Source organism: Nonomuraea sp. NPDC002799, assembly GCF_053592075.1.
Window position 1 is genome coordinate 193,912 of sequence record NZ_JBSFVA010000013.1, and the last position, 22,846, is coordinate 216,757.

22 protein-coding genes and 1 tRNA gene are annotated in these 22,846 nt (G+C 68.4%); 14 read left to right on the plus strand and 9 right to left on the minus strand.

What is annotated here, in order from left to right:
* The first annotated feature begins 141 nt into the window (after window positions 1-141).
* From dnaN to ACWD0F_RS24590, 8 genes are all read left to right on the plus strand, one after another.
* Window positions 142-1,281: a DNA polymerase III subunit beta gene (gene dnaN, locus ACWD0F_RS24555; protein ID WP_449879100.1), complete on the plus strand. Its 1,140-nt coding sequence runs from the start codon at window positions 142-144 to the stop codon at window positions 1,279-1,281.
* 45 nt (window positions 1,282-1,326) lie between these two features.
* Window positions 1,327-2,271, plus strand: a complete 945-nt coding sequence (gnd, locus tag ACWD0F_RS24560) for a phosphogluconate dehydrogenase (NAD(+)-dependent, decarboxylating) (protein ID WP_449879102.1) — start codon at window positions 1,327-1,329, stop codon at window positions 2,269-2,271.
* A gap of 65 nt (window positions 2,272-2,336) precedes the next feature.
* On the plus strand, window positions 2,337-3,581 hold the full coding sequence (gene recF, locus ACWD0F_RS24565; RefSeq protein WP_449879104.1) for a DNA replication/repair protein RecF: 1,245 nt from the start codon (window positions 2,337-2,339) through the stop codon (window positions 3,579-3,581).
* Complete coding sequence (locus tag ACWD0F_RS24570; protein ID WP_449879106.1) at window positions 3,571-4,071, plus strand: DUF721 domain-containing protein; 501 nt, start codon at window positions 3,571-3,573, stop codon at window positions 4,069-4,071. The genes recF and ACWD0F_RS24570 overlap by 11 nt, the downstream gene beginning before the upstream one ends.
* A gap of 439 nt (window positions 4,072-4,510) precedes the next feature.
* Window positions 4,511-6,454, plus strand: a complete 1,944-nt coding sequence (gene gyrB / locus ACWD0F_RS24575; RefSeq protein WP_449879108.1) for a DNA topoisomerase (ATP-hydrolyzing) subunit B — start codon at window positions 4,511-4,513, stop codon at window positions 6,452-6,454.
* Window positions 6,455-6,532: 78 nt separating this feature from the next.
* On the plus strand, window positions 6,533-9,091 hold the full coding sequence (gene gyrA / locus ACWD0F_RS24580; RefSeq protein WP_449879110.1) for a DNA gyrase subunit A: 2,559 nt from the start codon (window positions 6,533-6,535) through the stop codon (window positions 9,089-9,091).
* 3 nt (window positions 9,092-9,094) lie between these two features.
* Window positions 9,095-9,790 carry a DUF3566 domain-containing protein gene (locus ACWD0F_RS24585; protein WP_449879111.1) on the plus strand — a complete coding sequence of 232 codons (696 nt, stop codon included), beginning with the start codon at window positions 9,095-9,097 and terminating at the stop codon, window positions 9,788-9,790.
* 128 nt (window positions 9,791-9,918) lie between these two features.
* A tRNA-Ile gene (locus ACWD0F_RS24590) sits at window positions 9,919-9,992 on the plus strand.
* Between the two features lie 374 nt (window positions 9,993-10,366).
* Here the strand turns inward: ACWD0F_RS24590 and ACWD0F_RS24595 are convergent.
* From ACWD0F_RS24595 to ACWD0F_RS24615, 5 genes are all read right to left on the minus strand, one after another.
* Window positions 10,367-11,608, minus strand: coding sequence for a serine hydrolase domain-containing protein (locus ACWD0F_RS24595; RefSeq protein WP_449879113.1), 1,242 nt, complete (start codon window positions 11,606-11,608; stop codon window positions 10,367-10,369).
* Between the two features lie 196 nt (window positions 11,609-11,804).
* Window positions 11,805-13,352, minus strand: a complete 1,548-nt coding sequence (locus tag ACWD0F_RS24600; protein WP_449879115.1) for a serine hydrolase domain-containing protein — start codon at window positions 13,350-13,352, stop codon at window positions 11,805-11,807.
* A gap of 27 nt (window positions 13,353-13,379) precedes the next feature.
* On the minus strand, window positions 13,380-13,760 hold the full coding sequence (locus tag ACWD0F_RS24605; RefSeq protein ID WP_449879117.1) for a VOC family protein: 381 nt from the start codon (window positions 13,758-13,760) through the stop codon (window positions 13,380-13,382).
* Between the two features lie 138 nt (window positions 13,761-13,898).
* On the minus strand, window positions 13,899-14,783 hold the full coding sequence (locus tag ACWD0F_RS24610) for a LysR family transcriptional regulator (RefSeq protein ID WP_449879119.1): 885 nt from the start codon (window positions 14,781-14,783) through the stop codon (window positions 13,899-13,901).
* Between the two features lie 61 nt (window positions 14,784-14,844).
* A complete protein-coding gene (locus ACWD0F_RS24615) occupies window positions 14,845-15,624 on the minus strand; it encodes an MBL fold metallo-hydrolase (protein ID WP_449879121.1) in 780 nt (259 codons plus the stop codon).
* An 87-nt stretch (window positions 15,625-15,711) separates the two neighbouring features.
* On the opposite strand from ACWD0F_RS24615, the gene ACWD0F_RS24620 reads away from it, so the two are divergent.
* A complete protein-coding gene (locus ACWD0F_RS24620; protein WP_449879123.1) occupies window positions 15,712-16,311 on the plus strand; it encodes a CGNR zinc finger domain-containing protein in 600 nt (199 codons plus the stop codon).
* A 125-nt stretch (window positions 16,312-16,436) separates the two neighbouring features.
* Here ACWD0F_RS24620 and ACWD0F_RS24625 read toward each other — a convergent pair whose 3' ends face one another.
* The gene (locus ACWD0F_RS24625; protein WP_449879125.1) at window positions 16,437-17,036 is read right to left on the minus strand and encodes a short chain dehydrogenase; all 600 of its coding nucleotides are present in this window, start codon (window positions 17,034-17,036) and stop codon (window positions 16,437-16,439) included.
* A 70-nt stretch (window positions 17,037-17,106) separates the two neighbouring features.
* On the opposite strand from ACWD0F_RS24625, the gene ACWD0F_RS24630 reads away from it, so the two are divergent.
* Window positions 17,107-17,967 (plus strand): LysR family transcriptional regulator, encoded by an 861-nt coding sequence (locus ACWD0F_RS24630; RefSeq protein ID WP_449879127.1) that lies wholly within the window; start codon window positions 17,107-17,109, stop codon window positions 17,965-17,967.
* 97 nt (window positions 17,968-18,064) lie between these two features.
* Here the strand turns inward: ACWD0F_RS24630 and ACWD0F_RS24635 are convergent, their stop codons facing one another.
* On the minus strand, window positions 18,065-18,499 hold the full coding sequence (locus ACWD0F_RS24635; RefSeq protein ID WP_449879129.1) for a DUF5980 family protein: 435 nt from the start codon (window positions 18,497-18,499) through the stop codon (window positions 18,065-18,067).
* A 92-nt stretch (window positions 18,500-18,591) separates the two neighbouring features.
* Between ACWD0F_RS24635 and ACWD0F_RS24640 the strand changes: the two genes are divergently transcribed.
* Window positions 18,592-18,948, plus strand: a complete 357-nt coding sequence (locus tag ACWD0F_RS24640) for a hypothetical protein (protein ID WP_449879131.1) — start codon at window positions 18,592-18,594, stop codon at window positions 18,946-18,948.
* A gap of 4 nt (window positions 18,949-18,952) precedes the next feature.
* Here the strand turns inward: ACWD0F_RS24640 and ACWD0F_RS24645 are convergent, their stop codons facing one another.
* Window positions 18,953-19,228 carry an isoamylase early set domain-containing protein gene (locus ACWD0F_RS24645; RefSeq protein ID WP_449879133.1) on the minus strand — a complete coding sequence of 92 codons (276 nt, stop codon included), beginning with the start codon at window positions 19,226-19,228 and terminating at the stop codon, window positions 18,953-18,955.
* Between the two features lie 317 nt (window positions 19,229-19,545).
* Between ACWD0F_RS24645 and ACWD0F_RS24650 the strand changes: the two genes are divergently transcribed.
* Window positions 19,546-20,121, plus strand: coding sequence for a TetR/AcrR family transcriptional regulator (locus tag ACWD0F_RS24650; protein ID WP_449879135.1), 576 nt, complete (start codon window positions 19,546-19,548; stop codon window positions 20,119-20,121).
* A gap of 9 nt (window positions 20,122-20,130) precedes the next feature.
* Here the strand turns inward: ACWD0F_RS24650 and ACWD0F_RS24655 are convergent, their stop codons facing one another.
* The gene (locus ACWD0F_RS24655; RefSeq protein WP_449879137.1) at window positions 20,131-20,529 is read right to left on the minus strand and encodes an STAS domain-containing protein; all 399 of its coding nucleotides are present in this window, start codon (window positions 20,527-20,529) and stop codon (window positions 20,131-20,133) included.
* A gap of 617 nt (window positions 20,530-21,146) precedes the next feature.
* Here ACWD0F_RS24655 and ACWD0F_RS24660 point away from each other — a divergent pair.
* Entirely contained in the window at window positions 21,147-22,019 is an 873-nt protein-coding gene (locus ACWD0F_RS24660) for an MEDS domain-containing protein (protein WP_449879138.1), read from the plus strand.
* Window positions 22,009-22,782, plus strand: coding sequence for an ATP-binding protein (locus ACWD0F_RS24665; RefSeq protein WP_449879140.1), 774 nt, complete (start codon window positions 22,009-22,011; stop codon window positions 22,780-22,782). Before ACWD0F_RS24660 ends, ACWD0F_RS24665 begins: the two co-directional genes overlap by 11 nt.
* Window positions 22,783-22,846: the final 64 nt, after the last annotated feature.

A 22,846-nucleotide genomic window follows, 5' to 3' on the forward strand; every position in this document is an offset into this window, starting at 1 on the left:
ACAGTTCCCACAGCCCCTAGTGTGATGACCTCTTATCTCTCTTACTAAGAAACTCAAAGACTCATAAGAGGGGTTCTCCCGGAGCTCAGGTGCGGGAGAGTGGATCCTTGAATCAACGACGAACCCTGGAGGCTGATCACCGTGATGTTCCGAATCGAGCGAGACGTCCTCGCTGAGGCGGTGGCATGGACGGCACGCAGCCTCCCGGCGCGCCCGTCGGTGCCCGTTCTCGCGGGGATGCGCATGGAGGTCACGGAAGAGCAGCGGCTCAAGCTCTCCGGGTTCGACTACGAGGTCTCCGCCGAGGTGACGCTCGAACTCCACACCGGCGAGCCGGGGGTCGTCCTGGTCTCGGGCAAGCTGCTCGCCGAGATCACCCGCGCCCTTCCCGCACACCCTGTGGATTTCGTGGTGGAAGGCGCCAAGGCGGTCGTCACCTGTGGCAGCGCGCGGTTCACCCTGCTGACCATGCCTGTGGAGGACTACCCGTCGCTGCCGGCGATGCCGCCGGCAGCGGGCCGGGTGGGCAGCGACGTGTTCGCCTCCGCGGTCGGGCAGGTCGCCGTCGCCGCGGGCCGGGACGACACGCTGCCGATGCTCACCGGCGTGCGGATGGAGATCGAGGGCGACACGGTGACCCTCGCCGCGACCGACCGCTACCGCCTGGCCGTACGCGAGCTGAAGTGGCAGCCGGGCCAGCCCGACTTCTCGGCGATCGCGATGATCCCCGGCAAGACCCTCGCCGACACGGCCAAGGCGCTCGGCACGACCGGCGCCGAGGTGGAGGTCGCGCTCAGCTCCGCGGGCGGCACCGGAGAGGGCATGATCGGCTTCTCCAGCGCCGGCCGGCGGACCACGACGCGGCTGCTCGACCCCGAGTTCCCCAAGTACCGCTCGCTGCTGCCGACGGAGTTCTCCGCGCGCGCCGACATGGCCACCGGCCCGTTCGTCGAGGCGGTCAAGCGCGTGGCGCTGGTCGCCGAGCGCAACACGCCCGTACGGCTGGCGTTCAGGAGCGGCGAGGTCGTGCTGGAGGCGGGCAGCGGCGACGAGGCGCAGGCCGTCGAGGCGCTGCCGGTGGATTACGACGGCGACGAGATGAACATCGCCTTCAACCACCAGTTTCTGCTCGAAGGTCTGGGGGCCATCGACTCCGACGTGGCGCGGCTTCAGATGACCACATCGACGAAGCCCGCTATCCTCACCGGTGGCAAGCCTGTGGAGGACGGAGCCACCACGGACTACCGTTATCTGATCATGCCCATCCGCCTGTCAGGCTGAACCTGTCATCGGGGATGATGGAAGTCTGACAAGGGGGTAGGACACATGCAGATCGGCATGGTCGGACTGGGCAAAATGGGCGGCAACATGGCCGAAAGGCTGCGCCGCGGCGGTCACGAGGTCGTCGGCTACGACCGCGACCCGGCGATCAGTGACGCGGCCAGCCTGAAGGACCTGATCGGGCGCCTGCAGGCGCCCCGGGCGATCTGGGTCATGGTTCCCGCGGGCAAGCCCACGCAGTCGACGGTGGACGATCTCGGTGAGCTGCTCTCCGAGGGCGACATCGTCATCGACGGCGGTAATTCACACTATGTGGACGACCAGAAGCACGCCGCGGAGCTGAGCGAGAAGGGCATCGGCTTCGTCGACTGCGGCGTGAGCGGCGGTGTCTGGGGGCTCGAGAACGGCTACGCGCTCATGTGCGGCGGCGACAAGCCCGACGTCGACCGCCTGATGCCGATCTTCGAGACGCTCAAGCCCGAGGGCGAGGACGGCTTCGTGCACGCCGGCGACGTCGGCGCCGGGCACTTCGCGAAGATGGTCCACAACGGCATCGAGTACGGCATGATGCAGGCCTTCGCGGAGGGCTGGGAGCTGCTGGAGGCCTCCGACGTCGTCAAGGACGTCAAGGGCAGCTTCAGCAGCTGGCGCACCGGCACCGTGATCCGCTCCTGGCTGCTCGACCTCCTGGTGCGGGCGCTGGACGACGACGAGCACCTCGATCAGCTCCGTGGTTACGCACAGGACTCCGGCGAGGGCCGGTGGACCGTCCAGGCCGCCGTGGACCACGCTGTGCCGCTGCCGGTCATCACCGCGGCCCTCTACGCCAGGTTCGCCTCGCGCCAGGACGACTCCCCGTCGATGAAGGTCATCGCGGCGCTGCGCAACCAGTTCGGCGGCCACGCGATCACCGCGACCGAGGGCAGCACCGCCAAGGGCGCCGACTCGCCCGGCGCGGACGTGACGCCCCCGCGTGAGAGCGATCGATAGCGGGTTTTTCCACAGGACGCATGCCGATGACCCCAGGGGCGGGCGTGGCCCACTAATCTTTTGAGGTGCACGTCGCCCACCTCTCGCTGACCGACTTCCGGTCCTACGCCTCCGTGGAGCTCGGCCTGGAGCCGGGCGTCACGGCGTTCGTGGGGCCCAACGGCCAGGGCAAGACCAACCTGGTCGAGGCCCTCGGCTACGTCGCGACGCATGCGAGCCACCGCGTGGCGAACGACGCGCCGCTGGTGCGCCAGGGCGCCGCGCGGGCGATCGTGCGCTGCGCCGTCCACAGGGACGACCGGCGGGCGCTGGTCGAGCTGGAGATCAACCCGGGCCGCGCCAACCGCGCCAGGCTCAACCGCTCCCCCGTCCCCAAGCCGCGCGACGTCGTCGGCCTGCTGCGCACGGTCCTGTTCGCCCCTGAGGACCTGTCGCTGTCCAAAGGCGACCCGTCCGAGCGCCGCCGGTTCCTCGACGACCTGCTGGTGGCCAGGGCGCCCAGGTTCGCCGGCGTCCGGGCCGACTACGACCGGGTGCTGAAGCAGCGCGGAGCCCTGCTGCGTACGGCCGCGCAGGCCCGCAGAGGCAGCAGGAGCGCCCGGCGGGCGGATGCCGACAGCGCCTTCGCCTCGGCGGGCGCCGGCGACGTGCTGAGCACCCTGGAGGTGTGGGACGCCCACCTCGCCAAGCACGGCGCGGAGTTGCTCAAAGCACGGCTGGAGCTCATCGAGGCGCTGCGCCCGCTGGTGGCCGGAGCGTACGCCGGGCTCGCCCCGTCGAGCGCCCCCGCGACGCTGGCCTACCGCAGCACGTTGTCCACAGGCGAGGTCACAGGTGAGGGGGCTGTGGAGGACGAAGTCCCCGGTGAGCGGGGATCTTTCGATGCACAGACGTTATCCACAGACTTGGGGAAAACCCTTGAAGAACGTCTGCGGGAGCGGCTATTGGAGGTCCGCTCGGCGGAGCTGGAGCGGGGCGTCACCCTCGTCGGCCCGCACCGCGACGACCTGATTCTCGGCCTCGGCGACCTGCCGGCCCGGGGCTATGCCAGCCATGGCGAGTCCTGGTCGTTCGCGCTGGCGCTGCGGCTGGCCGCCTACGACCTGCTGCGGGCCGACGGCGGTGATCCCGTGCTGATCCTCGACGACGTGTTCGCCGAGCTCGACAGCCATCGCAGGCGCCGCCTCGCCGAGATCGTCGCCCCGGCGGAGCAGGTGCTCATCACCGCGGCCGTGCCCGACGACGTGCCGTCGGAGCTGGCGGGCGCCAGGTTCGACGTCGCAGAGGGGAGCGTGGCCCGTGTCCGCTGAGGAGAACCCGACGGCCAGGGGCGCCGCCATGGCCAGGGAGAAGCTCGCCCAGGCCAAGGCCGACGCGGCCAAACGCGGGCAGCTCCCCCGGCGCGAGCCCCGGCGCAAGGCCGCGGGCCCGCGCCGGGAGGCCGGCGATCCACAACTTTTCGGACGCGCGATCTCGGATCTGCTGGCCGACCGCGGCTGGGAGCGCTCGGCGGCCGTCGGCGGGGTCTTCGGGCGCTGGGCCGACATCGTGGGGCCCGACCTGGCCGCCCACACCAAGCCCGAGACCTTCGAGGACGGCGAGGTGCTCATCGCGGCCGACTCGACGGCCTGGGCGACGCAGGTCAGGCTGCTCGCGCGCACCCTCGTACGCAGGCTCAACGAGGAGCTCGGTGACGGCACGGTGACGAAGGTCAAGGTCAGAGGCCCGCAGAACGCCCCGCGACCCACGGGTGGCTTGCGGGTGACCGGAAGCCGCGGCCCCGGCGACACCTACGGATGACCCTTCCACGGCTGTCCGCAGCAGGAGCTTCGTGCCGCTGCGGATGGCCGTTCAGGCTGTCCGTAGCAGGCGTTCCGTGCCGCTGAGGACAGCCGTGCAGCGGCTATCTGCAAGCAGGTGCTCGCGCCGCCGCGGTTGGGCGTCGAGGGCGATCAGACAGCCGCAGACGCGATAAGCCCCCTTTCCGGAGGGGGGATGCTTGACTGGGGGCAAAACGAGCTAGAGAGCATCACAGGCGCGTTCATTGCCACCTTCGGGCTCCGGACCCGGTAGAATGAAAAAGGATTCCGGACACGTCCGCTTGCGTGTCACCCCGGCAGCAAGCCGTCCCCCGGGTGACCGCGCATCGGGGCACTCACGACGGTGACGGGCACGGCAGGGGCAGCTTTGCAGTTGATCGCCTCCCCAGCCGCGTGTCCGCGGCAGGAGGATTTCGCAGTTGTCCTACGACGCTAGCTCAATCACCGTACTCGAAGGGCTTGAGGCGGTTCGCAAGCGCCCGGGTATGTATATCGGCTCGACCGGTGAGCGCGGCCTGCACCACCTCGTCTACGAGATCGTGGACAACGCGGTGGACGAGGCGCTGGCCGGTCATGCCGACATGATCGACATCACGCTCCTGGCCGACAACGGCGTGCGCGTGATCGACAATGGCCGTGGCATCCCCACGGGCATCCACCCCGTCGAGAAGCGCTCGGCCGTCGAGGTCGTGCTGACCACGCTGCACGCCGGCGGCAAGTTCGACAGCCAGTCCTACGCGGTCTCCGGTGGCCTGCACGGCGTCGGCTCCGCGGTGGTCAACGCGCTGTCCATCGCCATGGACGTCGAGGTCAAGCAGGAGGGCCACTACTGGCGGCAGCGCTACGAGCACTCCAAGCCGGTCGCGCCGCTGGCCAAGAGCGAGGAGACCGACGAGACCGGAACGACGATCACGTTCTGGCCCGACCCCGAGGTCTTCGAGACCACGATGTGGAACTACGAGACCCTCTCGCGCCGCTTCCAGGAGATGGCCTTCCTCAACAAGGGCCTGACGATCACGCTGACGGACGAGCGCCCCGACCACGTCGACGGCGACAGTCGCACGGTCTCCTACATCTACGAGGGCGGCCTGGCCGACTTCGTGCAGCACCTCAACGCCAAGAAGGAGCCGGCGCACGCGTCGATCATCGCCTTCGAGGAAGAGGGCGACGGCATCGCCGTCGAGATCGCCATGCAGTGGAACAACTCCTACTCGGAGTCGGTCTACACCTTCGCCAACACGATCAACACGGCCGAGGGCGGCACCCACGAGGAGGGCTTCCGCGCGGCGCTGACGACGATCGTCAACCGCTACGCGCGCGAGCAGAAGTTCCTCAAGGAGGGCAAGGACGACAACCTCTCCGGCGAGGACGTCCGCGAGGGGCTGACCGCGATCATCTCGGTCAAGCTGACCGACCCGCAGTTCGAGGGCCAGACCAAGACCAAGCTCGGCAACACCGAGGCCAAGTCGTTCGTGCAGAAGGCCTGCAACGACCACCTGCGTGACTGGTTCGAGCGCAACCCCGGCGAGGCCAAGGACATCATCTACAAGTCCTTGCAGGCCTCCCGCGCCCGCCTCGCCGCCCGCCAGGCGCGCGATCTGACCAGGCGCAAGTCGCTGCTGGAGTCGGGCAGCGGACTGCCGGGCAAGCTGGCCGACTGCCAGTGGAACGACCCGGAGAAGTGCGAGCTGTTCATCGTCGAGGGCGACTCGGCCGGCGGCTCCGCCAAGGGCGGCCGCGACTCGCGCTTCCAGGCGATCCTGCCCATCCGCGGCAAGATCCTCAACGTCGAGAAGGCGCGGATCGACAAGGTCCTGAAGAACAACGAGGTCCAGGCGCTGATCACCGCGCTGGGCACCGGCGTGCACGATGAGTTCGACATCGGCAAGCTGCGCTACCACAAGGTGATCCTGATGGCCGACGCCGACGTCGACGGCCAGCACATCAACACGCTGCTGCTGACGTTGTTGTTCAGGTTCATGCGCCCGCTGATCGAGGCCGGTCACGTCTACCTGTCGTGCCCGCCGCTCTACAAGATCAAGTGGGACCGCAAGGGCGAGGACGCCTCCTACGCCTACTCCGACCCGGAGCGCGACGCGGTCATCGCCGACGGCATGGCCAACGGTAAGCCCGACCCCCGGCCGCGCGACAACGTGCAGCGCTTCAAGGGTCTGGGCGAGATGAACGCCGGCCAGCTCTGGGAGACCACCATGAACCCGGAGACCCGGCTGCTGCGCCAGGTCACGCTCGACGACGCGGCGCAGGCCGACGACCTGTTCAGCGTGCTCATGGGCGAAGACGTCGAGGCACGGCGCGACTTCATCATCCGCAACGCGCGAGACGTACGTTTCCTCGACGTCTGAGCGGTCAGCCGTAGGTGCAGACACCTGCGGTGAGCCGCCGGGCGTGGCTCACCGCAACACGAAGAAGGACCTCAACCTGTGACGGACGTGAACACCACTCCCCCGGCTGAACGCATCGAGCCTGTGGACATCCAGTCCGAGATGCAGCGCAGTTACATGGACTACGCGATGTCCGTCATCGTGTCCAGGGCGCTGCCGGACGTGCGGGACGGCCTCAAGCCGGTGCACCGGCGGGTGCTCTACGCGATGTACGACGGTGGCTACCGTCCCGACCGCGGCTACTTCAAGTGCGCCCGCGTCGTCGGTGACGTGATGGGCACCTACCACCCCCACGGCGACACCTCGATCTACGACGCGCTGGTGCGCCTGGCGCAGCCGTGGTCGCTGCGCTATCCGCTGGTCGACGGGCAGGGCAACTTCGGCTCGCCCGGCAACGACCCGGCGGCGGCGATGCGTTACACCGAGTGCAAGCTCGCGCCCATCGCCATGGAGATGTTGCGGGACATCGACAAGGACACCGTCGACTTCCGCCCCAACTACGACGGCAAGTCCAACGAGCCCGACGTCCTGCCCGCGCGCTTCCCGCAGTTGCTGGTCAACGGCTCCGGCGGCATCGCGGTCGGCATGGCCACCAACATCCCGCCGCACAACCTGCGCGAGGTGGCCGCGGCGGTCAAGTGGTACCTCGAGAACCCCGAGGCCAGTGACGAGGATCTGCTCGAAGCCTCGATGAGGCTGGTCAAGGGCCCCGACTTCCCCACCAAGGCGCTGATCGTGGGCCGGCGTGGGATCGAGGACGCCTATCGGACCGGGCGCGGCTCGATCACGATGCGGGCCGTGGTCGAGGTCGAGGAGGAGAAGGGGCGGCAGGCGCTGGTCGTCACCGAGCTGCCGTACCAGGTCAATCCTGACAACCTCGCCCTCAAGATCGCGGAGCTGGTGCGCGAGGGCAAGCTGACGGGCATCGCGGACGTACGCGACGAGAGCTCCTCGCGGGTCGGGCAGCGCCTGGTGATCGTGCTCAAGCGCGACGCGGTCGCCAAGGTCGTGCTCAACAACCTGTACAAGCACACCCAGCTCCAGGACACCTTCGGCGCCAACATGCTGGCGCTGGTCGACGGGGTGCCGAGGACGCTGCGGCTCGACCAGTTCGTCCGGCACTACGTGGCCCACCAGGTCGAGGTCGTCGTCCGCAGGACGCGCTACCTGCTGCGCAAGGCCCAGGAGCGGGCCCACATCCTGAGCGGGCTGCTGAAGGCCCTTGAGCGGCTCGACGAGGTCATCGCCTTGATCCGGGCCTCGGAGAGCGCCTCGCACGCCCAGCAGGGCCTTATGGCGCTGCTGGAGATCGACGAGGTGCAGGCGCAGGCCATCCTCGACATGCAGCTCCGCAAGCTGGCCGCCCTGGAGCGGCAGTCGATCCAGGACGAGTTCGCGTCGCTGATGACCCAGATCGCCGAGTACAACTCGATCCTGGCCAGCGAGAGCCGCCAGCGGGAGATCATCAACGACGAGCTGGCCGAGGTCGTCGGCCGCTACGGCGACGAGCGCAAGACCGAGATCATCGCCTACGACGGCGACATGTCGATCGAGGACCTCATCGCCGAAGAGGAGATCGTCGTCACGATCACCCGCGGCGGCTACGCCAAGCGCACCAGGACCGACCTCTACCGGGCCCAGAAGCGCGGTGGCAAGGGCGTGCGCGGGGCGCAACTGCGCCAGGACGACATCGTCGACCACTTCTTCGTCACCTCGACGCATCATTGGCTGCTGTTCTTCACGAACAAGGGCCGCGTCTACCGGGTCAAGGCCTACGAGTTGCCGGACGCCGGGCGCGACGCCCGGGGCATGCATCTGGCGAACCTTTTGGCCATGCAGCCCGACGAAACAGTCATGGAAGTTCTCGATCTGCGCGACTACAACGTCGCGCCCTATCTGGTCCTGGCCACCCGTAGCGGGCTGGTCAAGAAGACACGTCTGTCCGAGTACGACTCCCCCAGGTCAGGCGGTCTGATCGCGATCAACCTCCGGGATGACGATGAGGTCATCGGCGCCCGGCTGGTCTCCGAGGAGGACGATCTGCTGCTCGTCTCCAAGGGCGCGCAGTCGATCAGGTTCACCGCGTCCGACGAGGCGCTGCGTCCCATGGGGCGGGCGACGAGCGGTGTCATCGGCATGAGGTTCCTGGAGGGTGACGAACTTCTCGCCATGAATCGGATCGCCGACGGTCAAGACGTGCTTATCGCGACTAAGGCTGGGTACGCAAAACGGACGCCAGTCGAGCAGTATCCAGTTCAAGGACGTGGCGGTAGAGGCGTGCTGACTGCGAAAATCGTATCTTCCCGTGGCAAGCTGGTCGGAGCCGTCATGGTCAACCCGGAGGATGAGGTCTTCGCGATCACGTCCGCAGGCGGGGTGATCCGGACGAGTGCCGGCGAGATCAAGCAGTCCGGCCGCCAGACCATGGGAGTCCGATTGATGAATCTCGCTGAAGGCGACAGCGTTGTGGCCCTCGCCCGGAACGCGGAGTCGATGGAAGCTTCGATTGAAGCTTCGGTGGACAGTTCGGTAGAGACTTCAGTGGAGAACTCGGTGGAGACTTCGGTGGAGACTGAGGAAGACGGGGGAGGAGAGTAGCTCATGAGCGCCCAAGGTGGCTCCGCCAGAACAAAGGCGGCATCGGGTAACGGACAACAACCGCAGAAGCCCGCAGCAACCGAGATCTTCGACGGGGTCGACGAGGGCCAGGACACCACGCCCGCACAGGGCAAGCCTGGCCCGCCTCAGGAGCGCTCTTCGCCGGCTCCGCCGCAGGGAGCGCAGCAGGCGCCGCCCGCGCAGCAGCCGGAAGGCAACGACACGGTTCGCATCCGCCCGTCGTCGCCGCTGGCCACGGAGGCTCCGCCCGTCGTCGAGTTGCCCAAGAAGAAGTCGTCCAACGCCTCAGGGGGCCGGCTCCCCCGCAAGGCCCATCTTGTCCTGCGCCGCGTTGAGCCGTGGTCGGCCATGAAGTTCAGCTTCGTGGTGTCCCTGGTCTGTTTCGTGGTGCTGTTCGTGGCGGTGGCCGTCCTGTACGGGGTGCTTTCCGCCCTGGGGGTGTTCGATTCGCTGGTGGACCTGGTCAACCAGCTTGGCCAGGGTGAGCAGGGCCAGAACTCCATTCCCATCGACATCGCCTCGTGGTTCGAGCCGGTGCGGATTCTGGGTTACACGGCGCTGATCGGGGCCGTGAACGTCGTCCTCATCACGGCTCTGTCCACGTTGGGGGCGGTCATCTACAACATCGCCTCCGACCTGGTCGGAGGGGTTGAGGTGACCTTCAGCGAGGCCGAGTAAGGCCGGTGCTCGCGCCGTTCCCGCCTGGCGGGGGCGGCGCGAGCAGGTTACTGGACGCGGTAAGCTTTTCCTCGTCCGAACAACCGGTTCGCGTCGCATCTGGGGATGCGATAGCGTTCGGTGTGCGCGGGGCTATAGCTCAGACGGTTAGAGCGCTTCCCTGATAAGGAAGAGGTCCCAGGTTCAAGTCCTGGTAGCCCCACAGTGTTTTAGCAGTTCAAAGGCCATTTCCAATAATCGGGAGATGGCCTTTTGTTCGTTTGCCATCAATTTGCCACCGCGCCCACGCCCTGGCCGCCCACGCCGACGACTCGTAGGCGGATGGCCGCCAGATGTGCATAGACGTTCTGTGCCTACCAGCGTATGCCTTCCGAGCCCGAACCCGATATCGGCGCTGCGGGCTGCCATCATCGCCGGAGTCTCAATCTCCTGCGTGAGCTGGGGCTGACGCCCTGACAGGCCCTGCGCCGCGCTCGGTGGAGGAGGTGGCGTAGGCAGTTGATCGCAGAGGTGGCCTGCGCCAGCAGCGTACGGGTCCAAGGTGCCCGGCCCGTCGGCGGAGCCGGCTTGGCGTCGTCAATCCGCGGTCTGCCCGCCGCAGAACACCTCCTGGACAAGCCCGTCCACCAGCTTCGCGTAATCCTTTGCCGGGCCCCTTGTGGCCTCGTCCACCCAGGTCACCGACGCGGTCAGGGTCTTCTTGCCGTCAGGTGAGCTGTACATGAACGCCCCGTAGCCGTGCGGGGGGCTGCCGTTGTGCTGGAAGACGGTGCCGCAGCCCGGGCCCAGGTCTTGCACGAAGAGCCCGAGGCCGTAGCCCATCTTCGGGTGCGGCCTGCGCATCTCGGCCAGCACCTTGGCCGGCAGGAGCTTGCCTCCGTTCAGCGCGGAGATGAACGTGTGGAGGTCCTGGGTGGTTGAGATCAGGTCGCCGGCGCCGGCCAGCAGGGAGAGGTTCTCGCGCGAGATGTCGACCACCTTCTCCTGGCCGACCTCCTCGTAGCGGTAGTAGCCGTGGGCGTGCGGACCGGGGAGCCGCGTCCGGTTGCCCGCCGCCATGGTGCCCCCCAACTTGAGCGGCCGCAGGATCCGCCGCTGCATCTCCTCGGCGTACGAGCGGCCGGTGACCTTCTCGATCAGCAGCAGGGCCAGCGTGTAGTTGGTGTTCGTGTAAACCTGGTCTGTCCCCGGCGCGAACCGTGCCGGCTTGGACAACGCCAGCCGTACCAGCTCTTCGGGCCGGTAGCTGCGGAACCGGTTGTCCAGCCACGCCTTGCCTGCCGCGGAGATCCCCGGCACATACGTCCCGTCGGGGTCGAAGTCACCGGTGTAGTTGAACAACCCGCTGGTGTGCTGCAGCAGCATCCGCACCGTGATCCGCCGGTCCAGCCCGAACTCGGGCAGGTAGTCATCCACCGGCTTGTCCAGCCCGATCCTGCCCTCGGCCACCAGCTGCAGCACCACGGTCGCGGTGAAGGGCTTGCTGATGCTCCCCGCCCAGAACGCCCCGTTCGTTGGCGGCTTGGCGTCCTGGCCCAGCTTGCGCACCCCGGCGCTGCCGACCCACTCGCCCTGCTCATCGTGCACGCGCACCTGCACCCCGGCGAAACCGGCGTCGATCCACGCCTGCGTGGCCTTCTGCAGCTCCGGGCGGTCCTGCCCGGCCACGGCCTTCGGCACGGTCACGCTGCCGGCCGCGGTGGCTGCCCCGGGTGCGGCCACAGCCGCCCCGGCCAGCAGCGCGGCCGCCAGCGCCGTAACCGCCACTCGCCGCAGGACCTTGCTCTGCGTGATCGCCGGTGGGGATTGGGTATTCATGGTTCCTTGTCTTTCGGTGTCGCGCTCGGGCGAACGACTGCTCGCCCGAGCAGTTCGGGTCGATGAGGAATCGGGCCTGGGTGGCGGGCAGGCGGCTGCGTGCCATCAGCTCGCCTATCAAGAAGCCCAGGCGCGCTTGCGGAAGTAGTGCAGACAGTCGATGAGTTGGTGCCCGGCCCTGTCCTCTGGGTCGGCTCTACAGAGACAGAGCCGATCCGGCCTGCCCGCCGCCGAACACCTCCTCGACGAGCCTCGGCGTCGCCTTCTGGAACGCCTCTCCCATGGACAGTGCGGCGTCGTCCACGTAGTTCAGCGAGGCGGTCAGGGTCTTGCTGCCGTCGGGCGTGCCGTACATCAGCCCCGCGTGGCCGGTGATGCCGCCGTTGTGGGTGATGACGGTGCCGCCGCCCGGCACGTCCTGCACGAACACCCCCAGGCCGTAGCCGGCCTTCGGCTCCGGCGTGCACATCTCGGCCAGCAGCTCGGCCGGCAGCAGCCTGCCGCCCACCAGCGCGGAGATGAACGTGTGCAGGTCCTGGGTGGTGGAGATCATGTCGCCGCCGGTGGAGATCCAGGACGGGTTCTGGAGAGTGACGTCGACCACCTTCTCCTGGCCGTCCTCCTCATACCGGTAGTAGGCGTGGGCGTGCGGCTCGGGCACGTCCGTCGAGGTGTCGGGCACCACGGTGCCGGTCAGCCCGAGCGGCCCCAGGACCAGCCGCTGCATCTCCTCGCCGAGCGAGCGGCCGGTGACCTTCTCGACCAGCAGCCTGGCCAGCACGTAGTTGGTGTTGGAGTAGCTCCAGTCGGTCCCCGGCTCGAACCGCGCCGGCTTGGACAGTGCCAGCCGGACCAGTTCCTGCGGCCGGTAGGTCTTGAACCGGCCCTCCACCCACTCCTTGCCCTGATAGACGATCCCCGGCACGTACTCGGGGTAGTAGTCGCCGGTGAAGTTGAACACCCCGCTGGTGTGCTGCAGCAGCATCCGCACCGTGATCCGCCGGTCCAGCCCGAACTCGGGCAGGTAGTCATCCACCGGCTTGTCCAGCCCGATCCTGCCCTCGGCCACCAGCTGCAGCACCACCGTGGCGGTGAAGGTCTTGGTGTTGCTGCCGATCCGGAAATGCCCGTCCACCGGCGGCTTCTCGCTCTGGCCCAGCTCGCGCACCCCGGCGCTGCCGACCCACTCGCCCCGCTCATCGTGCACGCGCAGCGTCACCCCGACGAAACCAGAATCGACCATCTCCTGGATGAGCTTCTGCAACTCCGGGCGATCCTGCCCGGCAGCGGATGGCGGCACGGCGACACCGCTGTCCGGGATGGCCGTCCCGGGCCTGGCCGAAACGGCGTCGAGGGCCGCGGTGATCTTGCTGGCCATCTGGGCCAGGGTGGGACTGGCCTCGTCCTTCTGGGGCCGGGCGGCTGCCTCGACGGCGACCAGGACGGTGCGGCGGAAGTTGTCGGCCTCCGCCGGAGCCTGCTGCTTGAGCAGGCTCATCGATGCCGTCAGGGCCGGCAGCACCTGGTCAGCGAGCTCGGCCACCGTCTTGCCGTACTTCACGCCCTTGGGCGCCTTGGCGAGCACGTGCCCGACCAGGCCGGTCGCCGAGGTCAGGGCGATGGAGCCCTCGGTGGCGACCCTGTGCGCCGAGCCGGCGGCACCGGCGGCGGACATCAGCGAGACCGCGCCCCACGCGGCGACGCGCAGGGTGAGCTTGTCCTGCTCATCAAGGGTGACAGACATGATCGCGTACTCCTTTGAACCAGTGAATCAGTCCGTGCTCGGCGGGATCCACTCGGTGAGCTGGATCTTCACGCCGTTGGGATCGGTGAGCTGCGTCAGCAGCTCACCCCACGGCTCCCGCCGGAGCGGGATGGTGATGGTGGCGTCTTCACCGCGCAGCCGCTCGTACTCGGCGGCCAGGCCGGTGACCGCGAACACCACGGTCACCTCTGCCAGTCCCTGTCCCGGTTGCCACCGCTCGAGGTCGCGCTCCATCAGGACCAGGTCGACGGCCGCGTCGTCACGGCCCAGCGCGATGAACTCCTCGCCGGCCAGGACTTCGCGGAAGCCGAGATGACGGGTCAAGAACCGGCTGGAAGCGGCAGGGTCGGCGACGGTCAGGGAAACAGCCGAAGAGACGATGTTCATCTCACAGCACCAGAAAATGACATATCCCCACTCACCTCCCGACGGGCGTGCTCTTTTGGCTGGAACAAGCATCACGCCGGGCGGTGCTGCGGATCAACGGCGACTATCGCAACGGTCGTTGACTCATGGTTGACGGTCTCAGCCGGGCAGCGGTCCCAGGTCACGCACCACGCCGGCGAGGGCGCGGATGAGGTCGTTCTCCGCGTCGCTGTGCCACACCATCCGGTACGGCAGCGCCTCCATGTCCGTGACGGGCAGGTAGACGATGCCGGGACGCCGGAAGTAGCGGGTCGCGTGCCGCGGGAAGAGGGAGACCGTATCCCCCATGGCGGTGTTCATGAGGATGTCCTCGACGTTGTGCACAAGGGTTGCGCGGTCGATCGACCGGCCCTTCGGAGTGAGGTCGGGCACGTAGCGGTCGAACCAGTCGCCAGGTGCCTCGACGGTCACGTGCCGATAGTCGGTGACCGCCTCCAGGGAGGTCGTGGACCACTTGGCGAGGGCGTTGTCGGCAGACACGGCCAGCACCCTCGGCTCGGCGAAGAGCAGGGGGCCCACGGTCAGGTCGGGCTCCTCCACGGGTGGCCAGGTGACCAGGACGTCAACCTCCCCGTTCCGCAACGGGGCGAACGGATCCGCAAAGGCCGACATCCGCAGTCGCAGCTCCCACTGTGGGTGGCGGGAGCGGAACGTCTCCCAGTACCGGCGCAGCTCCTGGACGTTGGCGGGAAACAGGCTGACTCGGAGCGTGCCGAGCTTGCCCCGGCCCGCCAGCCGGGCCCGCTCCAGACTCTGCGTCAACTCCTGATACACGTGGCGCAGGTCGTCGCGGAGCTGCTCACCCACCGGCGTAAGCCGTACATTGCGGCTGTCCCGGGCGAAGAGCTCGAACCCGATGGCCCGTTCCTGCTTCTTGAGGGCCTTGCTGACCGCCGCCACGGAGATGTGCATCCGCTCTGCCGCGCGGCCGAAGTGCAGCTCTTCGGCAAGGATCAGGAAGATTTCAATGTCGCGCAGCTCCACACGATCCCTCTCCGTCGATCCCACCATCGAGACCGTTCATTCGAAGCAAGAACATCCCCGGTCACCCCAGGTCGAGGTGGTCAACCAGCCCGGCTTCGGTGAAAGCGGCTACCAGTTCGTCACGGCCTTCGGTGAAGTGGGCCCAGCTGTCGTAGTGGACGGGAACCACCCGGCGGGCGCCGAGGATCTTTACCGCCTCGGTGGCCTGGGCGCTGTCGAGGACGATGGGCGCGCCGTCGAAGAGGACGGGCAAACGGGGAGCCCCGACGAAGAGGATGGCGGTCTCTACCGGGCCGAAGCGTTCGGTGATCTGCTTGACCAGGTCGAGCGAGGCGTTGTCGCCGCTGACGTAGACCGTGGGCAGGCTCTGCCCGGTCAGGACGAATCCGACGACCTGGCCGGTGATCGGTTCGACGTCCTCGCGTGCGCCGGGTCCGTGGATGGCGGGCACGCCCGTGACGGTGATCGTGCCGCCGGCGGGGCGGTCCAGTTCGATCGACTCCCAGTCGGCCAGCCCCTTGGCTCCATTCCCCAGGCGCTGCGCGCCCCCGGTCGTGGTGAGGGTGAGCGGGACGTCGGCGAGCAGCGCTCGGCCGGAGTTGTCGAGGTTGTCGGGGTGCTCGTCGTGGGAGAGCAGGACCACGTCGACGCGGCCGAGGTCGGCCGGTGCGGCGGTGGAGGGCGCCGTCTTGGTCAGCCGGCCGCCCGGCACCTGGTAGTCGCCGGGAGCGTCGAAGGTCGGGTCGGTCAGGAATCGCAAGCCGCCGTAGTCGAAGAGGGCGGTCGGGCCGCCGAAGACGCGGACGGGGATCTGCTCAGTGGACGCGCTGGTGCCAGGCATTGAGAAACCTCACGGATGGGAAGCGGTTTATCCGTGAAAGACGGTAGCGGTGTCTCACGGATGGACGCAAGCCGTACCATGAGAGCTATGAGCGAGCTCCTGACCGCCGAGTCTGTGTCGACGCCCGCGCCGGGGGCGGAGGCCTACCTCGCCCTCGACTTTGCCAACAGCGCCATCGCGCTGCCTGGAGGGCAGTTCATCGATCTCCTCGGCACCCCTGAGGCGACGAATCAGTGGCTCACCGAACGCGGCCTCGCTCCGGCCGATGCCGGGCTGCGGGAGATGTGCACAACGCAGCTGCGCTCGCTGCGCGAACACCTCAGGTCATTGTTCGCCGCCCGCGTTGCCGGTCTGCCCGCCTTGCCCACGGCCCTGTCCGCCGTCAATGACGCCCTGAGCAGGGCACCCACGGCCGCTCTGCTGTACTGGGACGAGAAGAGCGGCCCCTACCGCGCGGCGCCGTGCCCCACCAACGCGATCCTCGACCGCGCTCTCGCGACCCTTGCGGCCAACACGGCCGACCTCCTCACCGGGCCCGACGCCGAACGCCTCACCGCCTGTGGCTCCACCCCCTGCAACCGCTACCTGCTGCGCCACGGCCGCCGCCACTGGTGCTCCGTCCGCTGCGGCGACCGCGCCCGCGCCGCCCGCGCCTACGCCCGACGTACCCAGTCGAAGGCAGACTGACGACCCCCTGCATCCTGTGGCCGAGCCCGGGTGGGCCGCCCTGCTCACGCCAGCCGACCGGCGCGTTGATCGCTCGGTTGATCGCTGGGTGGCCGAATGGACGGTTCTGGGCAGTCCTTCCGGCGCTACGGAAGGGCGTAGATCTGGCCGGTCTGGGCGCCTTCGATCGAGCGGACGTAAGCTGCGGCGACATCGCTGAGGTCCACCGGCGGGAAGCCGGGAAAGTAGGCCCCGTACTTGTCGAGGTCTTCGGTGAAGACCGTGGGGGAGACGGCGTTGATGCGCTGTGGTGCGATCTCGATGGCGGCCGCCCGCACGAACGCCTCCACCGCGCCGTTGGCCACGGACGCGGCGCTGCCCGTGGTGACAGGCTCACGAGCCAGCACGCCGCTGATCAGGGTGAAGGACCCGCGCTCGGCAACGTGCGCGATGCCCTGGCGTACCAGCTCGATCTGGCTGAGCACCTTGCCGTCGAACGCCGCCTGGTAGTCCTGCGGCGTCATCTCGGTGAACGGCTTCCAGGGGACGTGCCCGGCGGCGCTGACCACGGCGTCGATCGCGTCCGCCTTGGCGTACAGGGCCGTGACTTGAGCGGGGTCGGAGATGTCGTGGCGGAGGTCACCACTGCTCCGGCCGACGGTGAGGACGTCGTGGCCACGCCCGAGCAGTGTCTCGCGCAAGGCGGTGCCGAGCGTGCCGCCGCCGCCGATGAGCAGGATTCTCATGGCGACGACGTTACGGCGGTACGGAGCCGGCAGTGAAATGCTCTTCAGGCGGCATTTATGCTCGGCGATTATGAATGTGGAGCTGCGTCACCTCCGGGCCCTGGTGGCGATCGGGGACGAGGGCACCATCACCGGCGCCGCGCTCGCGCTGCACATGAGCCAGCCCGCGCTTTCCCGCACCTTGGAACAGTTGGAGAGCCGCCTGGGCACCCGGCTGGTGGAGCGCACCACTCGCCGCCTCACGCTCACCGAGGCCGGAAGGCGGTTGTGGGAGCACGCCCACCGCATACTCGACCAGGTGGACACCGCGCTGGCCGAGGCGGTCGCCGGGGCGCGGCCGCGCCCCATCCGCGTGGCCTTCGCCTGGTCCGCGCTGGGCAGCCACACGGTTCCCCTTCTTCGTGCCTGGCGTGAGCGCCACCCCGACGCGCCTGTGCACGTCCGGCGCGTGGACGACCCCGAGGCGGCCGTCCGGCGAGGCGAGGCCGACGTGGCATTCCTGCGCGCCGAACCCACCCCGGATCCCAACCTGGCGAGCTGCTCTCTCATCCGCGAGCAGCGCATGGCGGCCGTGCCCGAGGAGCATCCGCTCGCCCACCGCTCGGCCGTGCGCCTGGCCGAGCTCGCGGGCCAGCCTGTCGCCGTGTGCTCGACGGCCTCGACCACGCGCGCCGATCTGTGGCCCGATGCCCAGCGGCCCCCGACCTTTCAGGTGCCGGGCGTGGACGAATGGCTTACCACCATCGCCACCGGGGAAGCCGTCGGGGTGACCACCGCGGGCACCAGCTACACCCATCCCCACCCGGGCGTCCGCTATCTGCCGCTGTCCGATGCCGCCCCGGTGACGGTGTACATGTTGTGGCCGACCAGCCCCTCTCATCCCGCGACCGAGGCCTTCCGTCGGCTGGTGCACCAGCAACTGGAGTCCTAGCAGCGGGTTGGGGACGATCGCGCTTAAAGCGACCTCCTTGAAATACGCTCCGGCAATCGGCTTCGGCCGCCCAGGACGGATCTCCCGTCGAAAACTGCTAGTAGCAGTTTTCCTTCACGTTGATGGTGACGGGGACGGACTGGGTCTCCGTTCCGGCCGAGGCCGTGAGCAGCGGGGTGTAGACCCCGGCCGGGAGCGGCGCGATCGACAGCTGGACGAAGCCGTTCACCGTCGTCGCCCCGTTGCTCGGGTTGGGGTAGTTGGATCCGGGCGGGATCGATGTGCCGCCCGCGCTGGTGGAACCGGTGGGCAGGTTCTGCAGGCCGATCTGGACGGTCGTCGACCAGGTCCCGAGGACCACGGCCACGAAGTAGGTGTTGGGGTGGCCGCTGCTCGGCGTGACGCATATCCGCTGCTGGAGGTCACGCAGCTCCCAGGTCGCCGCCGAGGCCGGTGTGGTGCCGGACAGCGCGAGCGCCAGTCCGGCCGTCGTGCCGAGTGCCAGCCTGGCGGCACGGTGGATGATCTTCACGGTTGCCTCCTTGGTGCGTGCGCTTCGGACATTTGCTTATATTTTCAATTATTGACGACTTAAGGATCTACGGGAAGTCATCCGACATGGGAATGTACGTCTCAGTCAGAGGATGGGTCGAGCTCGACGGTGCCCAGAAGCCGGACGCCGAGCTCATCATCGCGACGAACAGGGACGACCACTACGCCGGCGGCTGGGCGTGGCCGGCGAAACCCTTCAACTGGACGCTCTACCTGTTCTATGGGGGCGACATCCGGGAGGGCACACTCCCTGAGATCCGCGCCCAGGTCGAACGACTCGCCGCCCTGCCCCCGGTCGACGAGGACAACGATCGTCCACGGGGCGTCTTCATGGTCACCGACGAGCGAGGCCAGGCCCGATGGTGGCAGATCCGTGACGGTGCCGTTCTCGACGTCGCGGCGCCGGAGTTCGGCTGGCTGGCGAGTTAGCCGGTCAGAGGTGGAGCTGGCCGCCGTGCTGGTCGATGTGGTCGGCCGACTCGTCGTCGAACCACACACCGCCGCTCGCCAGGTAGCGGAAGCGGTGGGTGCCCGGCGGGAGGATCACCGACACCGTACGCGTGCCGTTGTGGCGGATCCGCAGCTCGTGCCGGCCGGGGGACCAGTCGTTGAAGTCGCCGACGACGCTGACGGTGCCGTCGGGCCGGCCCACGGGCAGGGCGAAGGTGATCCGGGTCTTCTTGCCGAACAGGGGTGTACGCCTGAGCACGGTGAATCCTCCCCAGGGGGTCGGGAACGAGCCCTAGCTTGCCGGGCCGGGAAGCCCTGGAGGAATGGGATACACAGGTCGTAACTTACTTTTCACCGGAGTTCACAGATGAGGCTCTTAGGAGCGGCGCGCACCCGTGGGGCGCGCTCGATCACGGTGGGTGGGCTGGAAGTCGTGTCTGGCCAGCCAGTACGCCAACGTAGCCCGGCGATGCTCACCCCAGAGACGAGAACGTGCTTGGTCAGCAAGAGGCCCCCTTTGCGCTACGATAAGTGAAACGTTCATTCCAGATGAAATATATGGAAGGACCATTCCAGATGTCACCGCGTGCCGAAGGCGGCCGGAGAGCCGATGCGCTGCGCAACCGGCGCCTCGCGTTCGAAGCGACCAAGGCGCTGCTGGCCGAGCCGGGCGGCCCGCTCACCGTCGAGGCCATCGCCAAGAGGGCGGGCCTGGGGGCGGCCACAGTCGTGCGCACCTTCGGCAGCAAGGAGGCGCTCATCGACGCCGCAGTGGCCGACCTGCTCGGCCCCATGGTCCAGCGGGCCAGGGACCTGCTGGGCGAGTCCGGCCCCGAGCGGGCCCTGCGGACGTTCCTCGCCGAGTTGATCGCCTTCCAGTCGGCGCACCACGCCGTCAGCGACCAGTTCGGCGGGCTGGATCTGCCCGCCACCACGGCGCTGCGGGCGGATCTCGTGCGGGTGGTCGAGGAGATGATCGGCGGGGCGCGGGCGGAGGGGGCGATCAGGGCCGACATCGACCCCGGTGTCACCACGGTCCTGTTCGGGGAGGTCGCCTACGCGTTCGCGCGGACGCATCCCGCGTCGAGGGCGCTGGTCGACGGCTTCGTCACCGTCATCATGGACGGCCTGCGCCCGCGCACCGCCCCCTGAACATCGGGTTCAGCGTTGCGGGACCGGCAGGGTGTGCCGCCCGGCGGGCTTGCCGGTGGTCGCCGCGAACGCCTCGGCGACCGTCTCGTACACCCGCAGTCGCTGCGACAACCCCGTGAGGCTGAGCAGCCGGGCGGGTTGCCTGGCCGGCGCCGCGAAGACCACCGTGTGCCCGGCGGCGCTCACCCGGGTGCTCAACTGGATCAGCGCGCCGAGGCCCACCGAGTCGATGAAGTTCACGTCGGCCAGGTCCACCAAGGTGATCGAGGCCGGGCCGTCCCGCAAATAGGCGCTCAGCCATTGCGTGATCTGTTCGGCGCTGGTCAGATCGAGCTCTCCGATGGGGTGCAGCACGAATGTCTCGCCCTTGAGATTCGCCAGCAGGCGGAAGGTGTCAACCTTCACCACAACCACTCCCTTCTTGATCGTCCCTGCCCGCCGCACGCCCGGCAAAACACCGGTCCGGCTGGGCCTGCCGGACCGCCGGGCCGCCCGTCAGCCGTGCGGTACGGGGGTTTCGCGAAAGGCAGGTTGAGCGCCGGCACGATAGCGTCCCGCATTTCTTGCGTAACGCCGAATTTCGGCAAGAGTGGCGCTGAATATGCTTGTCGACAATGAAACGGAAGCCCTTTGTACAGGGATGGACAGTGCCATTGTCAGGTCCACGCCGATCGCCTCCCGAAGATCAATCGACATCGTTCCCGGGTCCTCTCGGCGACAAACCGAGCCCGGTGGCGGGGCCCGTTTTCAGGGATGGCACCATATGCCGATATATCTCACAACAGGGGGCGGGTGATTATCGCTTCCGGCAGGGTAGGCGGGGTGGCCGGAGATCTCGCCGAGGGCCGGCCCCGTCGACGGTCCGCGATTTCCGGGGGAGGCCCAGGGTGGCAGGCAGGTACGTCCGCCGTGGCGTCCGCCCTGCGGTGGATCGTGTTGTGCGGGGTGCCACAGCGGTCACCGATCACTACTGTTGGTCGTTCAGCGGTGCGGGTCCGACGGACGGCCGCGATCGGGAAGGTGGCATGGTGACGGTCAGTGCCGACGCACAGATCACGGATCTGACTCTGCGGGACCACGCCTGCCTGACTTTCTGCGAGTCCGAGGAGTTGCTGGACCTGACCGCCGCGTTCGTCCGGGACGGCCTGTCCGGCGGGCTGCGGGTGGTCTGGGTCGCCGAGGAGCCGCAGCAGCGGCTGGCCGAGCTGGGCCGGCGCGGGATAGCCGCGAAGTCGGCCACGGCGAACGGGCGGCTGACGGTCGCGGCCTGCCAGGACGGGCTGCTGGCGGGACAGGCGTTCGCGTTAGAGCACGCGATGGGGTGGCTCCGGGACGAGATCGCCCACACGCTGCGGGGGGGTTACTCGGGGTTGCGGGTCGCCCTCGACATGAGCTGGGCGCTGCGGCCGATCCACGGGATCGAGCAACTGCCCGCGTTCGAGGAGGAGATCGCGGCCACGCTGTCGGGCACCAGCGCCGCGGTCCTGTGCCAGTACGACCGCGACCGCTTCGACCCGGTCACCCTCGCCTCGGTCACCTGTTTCCACACCCACTCCGTCGCCGCCGCCACCTATTACCAGGACCCCCTCCTGCGGATCTGCCGCCAGTACGCGCCCGCGGGCATCCGGCTGGCCGGGCACGTCGACCGGTTCGCGGAGAGCGCGCTGACGCTGGCGCTGAGCGAGGCCATCCGGGTGGACGGCGACATCACGGTCAACATGGTCGAGCTGTCCTTCATCGACCTGCACTCCGCCCGCCTGATCATCGACGCGGCCCGCAGCCTGTCGCCGCCGCGCAAGGTCGTGCTGCGCTGCAATCACTCGATCGCTTCGACGTTCCTGCTGCTCGGCGCTTCCTCAGTCCCCGGGTTGACCGTAGTGACCGGTCATGACGGGTGACCGGACGCCGGGCTACCGGCCGGCCAGATCACCCGAATCCGCCGCACGACCGATCGGGCACGTCATCCTGGACGAGCGGTTCGGCCGCGAGTCCCTCTACGCCCTGCGTGCGACGCTCGAAGCGCACGTCACCCAGGCCGGCCTGCCGGAAGGCCGCACCAGCGATCTCGTCCTCACCGTCCACGAGCTGGCCAGCAACGTCATCCTGCACGGCTCGGGCGCCGGCCGGGTGATCGTCCGCCAGTCGCCGCACGCCCTGCACTGCCAGGTCAGCGACACCGGCGCACCGGCGCCCACGGCCGCCGGGCCCGGCGAATGGCCCTACGAGTACGGGCACGGCTTGTGGATCGCGCGCTACCTCAGCGACGAGCACAGCGTGCGCCACGGCCCCGACGGGGCGATCGCCACCGTCGTCTTCGTCCTTCCCCAGCCCGGCACGCCCGTCTTCCAGCTCGCCCGGCACCCGCAGGCGAACGGTCACGTGCGGCTGGAGCTCATCGGGAGCCTCGACCACCGGACGGCCGACGGCCTCACCGGCGCCATCGCGGCCCTGGTCGCCGACGACGTCGTCCTCCGCCTGGTGCTGGACCTGGGCGGGATGACGTTCTGGGACTCCAACGGCATCGCCGCGCTCATCATGGCCCAGCAGCACGTCAACGGCTCTCCCGCCACGAGCATGGTGCTCACCGGGCTCTCCGACGACTTCAAGGAGCGGCTCGAAGCCCTCAGCGTCGTCCCGTTCGACTACCTGAAGCGGCCCTGACCTCGCGATTCCGCTTAGGAACGCCCCGAGTGGGGAATGCGCACGGAGTCGGTGATCTGTCAGT

Bases quoted from the DNA above. Each gene is read 5' to 3' on its own strand.
- ACWD0F_RS24595 (WP_449879113.1), bottom strand. From the start codon at position 11,608: ATGAATACCCAATCCCCACCGGCGATCACGCAGAGCAAGGTCCTGCGG.
- ACWD0F_RS24660 (WP_449879138.1), top strand. From the start codon at position 21,147: ATGGTGACGGTCAGTGCCGACGCACAGATCACGGATCTGACTCTGCGG.
- ACWD0F_RS24630 (WP_449879127.1), top strand. From the start codon at position 17,107: ATGAATGTGGAGCTGCGTCACCTCCGGGCCCTGGTGGCGATCGGGGAC.
- ACWD0F_RS24650 (WP_449879135.1), top strand. From the start codon at position 19,546: ATGTCACCGCGTGCCGAAGGCGGCCGGAGAGCCGATGCGCTGCGCAAC.
- ACWD0F_RS24665 (WP_449879140.1), top strand. From the start codon at position 22,009: ATGACGGGTGACCGGACGCCGGGCTACCGGCCGGCCAGATCACCCGAA.
- ACWD0F_RS24640 (WP_449879131.1), top strand. From the start codon at position 18,592: ATGTACGTCTCAGTCAGAGGATGGGTCGAGCTCGACGGTGCCCAGAAG.
- ACWD0F_RS24605 (WP_449879117.1), bottom strand. From the start codon at position 13,760: ATGAACATCGTCTCTTCGGCTGTTTCCCTGACCGTCGCCGACCCTGCC.
- ACWD0F_RS24625 (WP_449879125.1), bottom strand. From the start codon at position 17,036: ATGAGAATCCTGCTCATCGGCGGCGGCGGCACGCTCGGCACCGCCTTG.
- ACWD0F_RS24615 (WP_449879121.1), bottom strand. From the start codon at position 15,624: ATGCCTGGCACCAGCGCGTCCACTGAGCAGATCCCCGTCCGCGTCTTC.
- ACWD0F_RS24620 (WP_449879123.1), top strand. From the start codon at position 15,712: ATGAGCGAGCTCCTGACCGCCGAGTCTGTGTCGACGCCCGCGCCGGGG.
- ACWD0F_RS24600 (WP_449879115.1), bottom strand. From the start codon at position 13,352: ATGTCTGTCACCCTTGATGAGCAGGACAAGCTCACCCTGCGCGTCGCC.
- ACWD0F_RS24585 (WP_449879111.1), top strand. From the start codon at position 9,095: ATGAGCGCCCAAGGTGGCTCCGCCAGAACAAAGGCGGCATCGGGTAAC.
- gnd (WP_449879102.1), top strand. From the start codon at position 1,327: ATGCAGATCGGCATGGTCGGACTGGGCAAAATGGGCGGCAACATGGCC.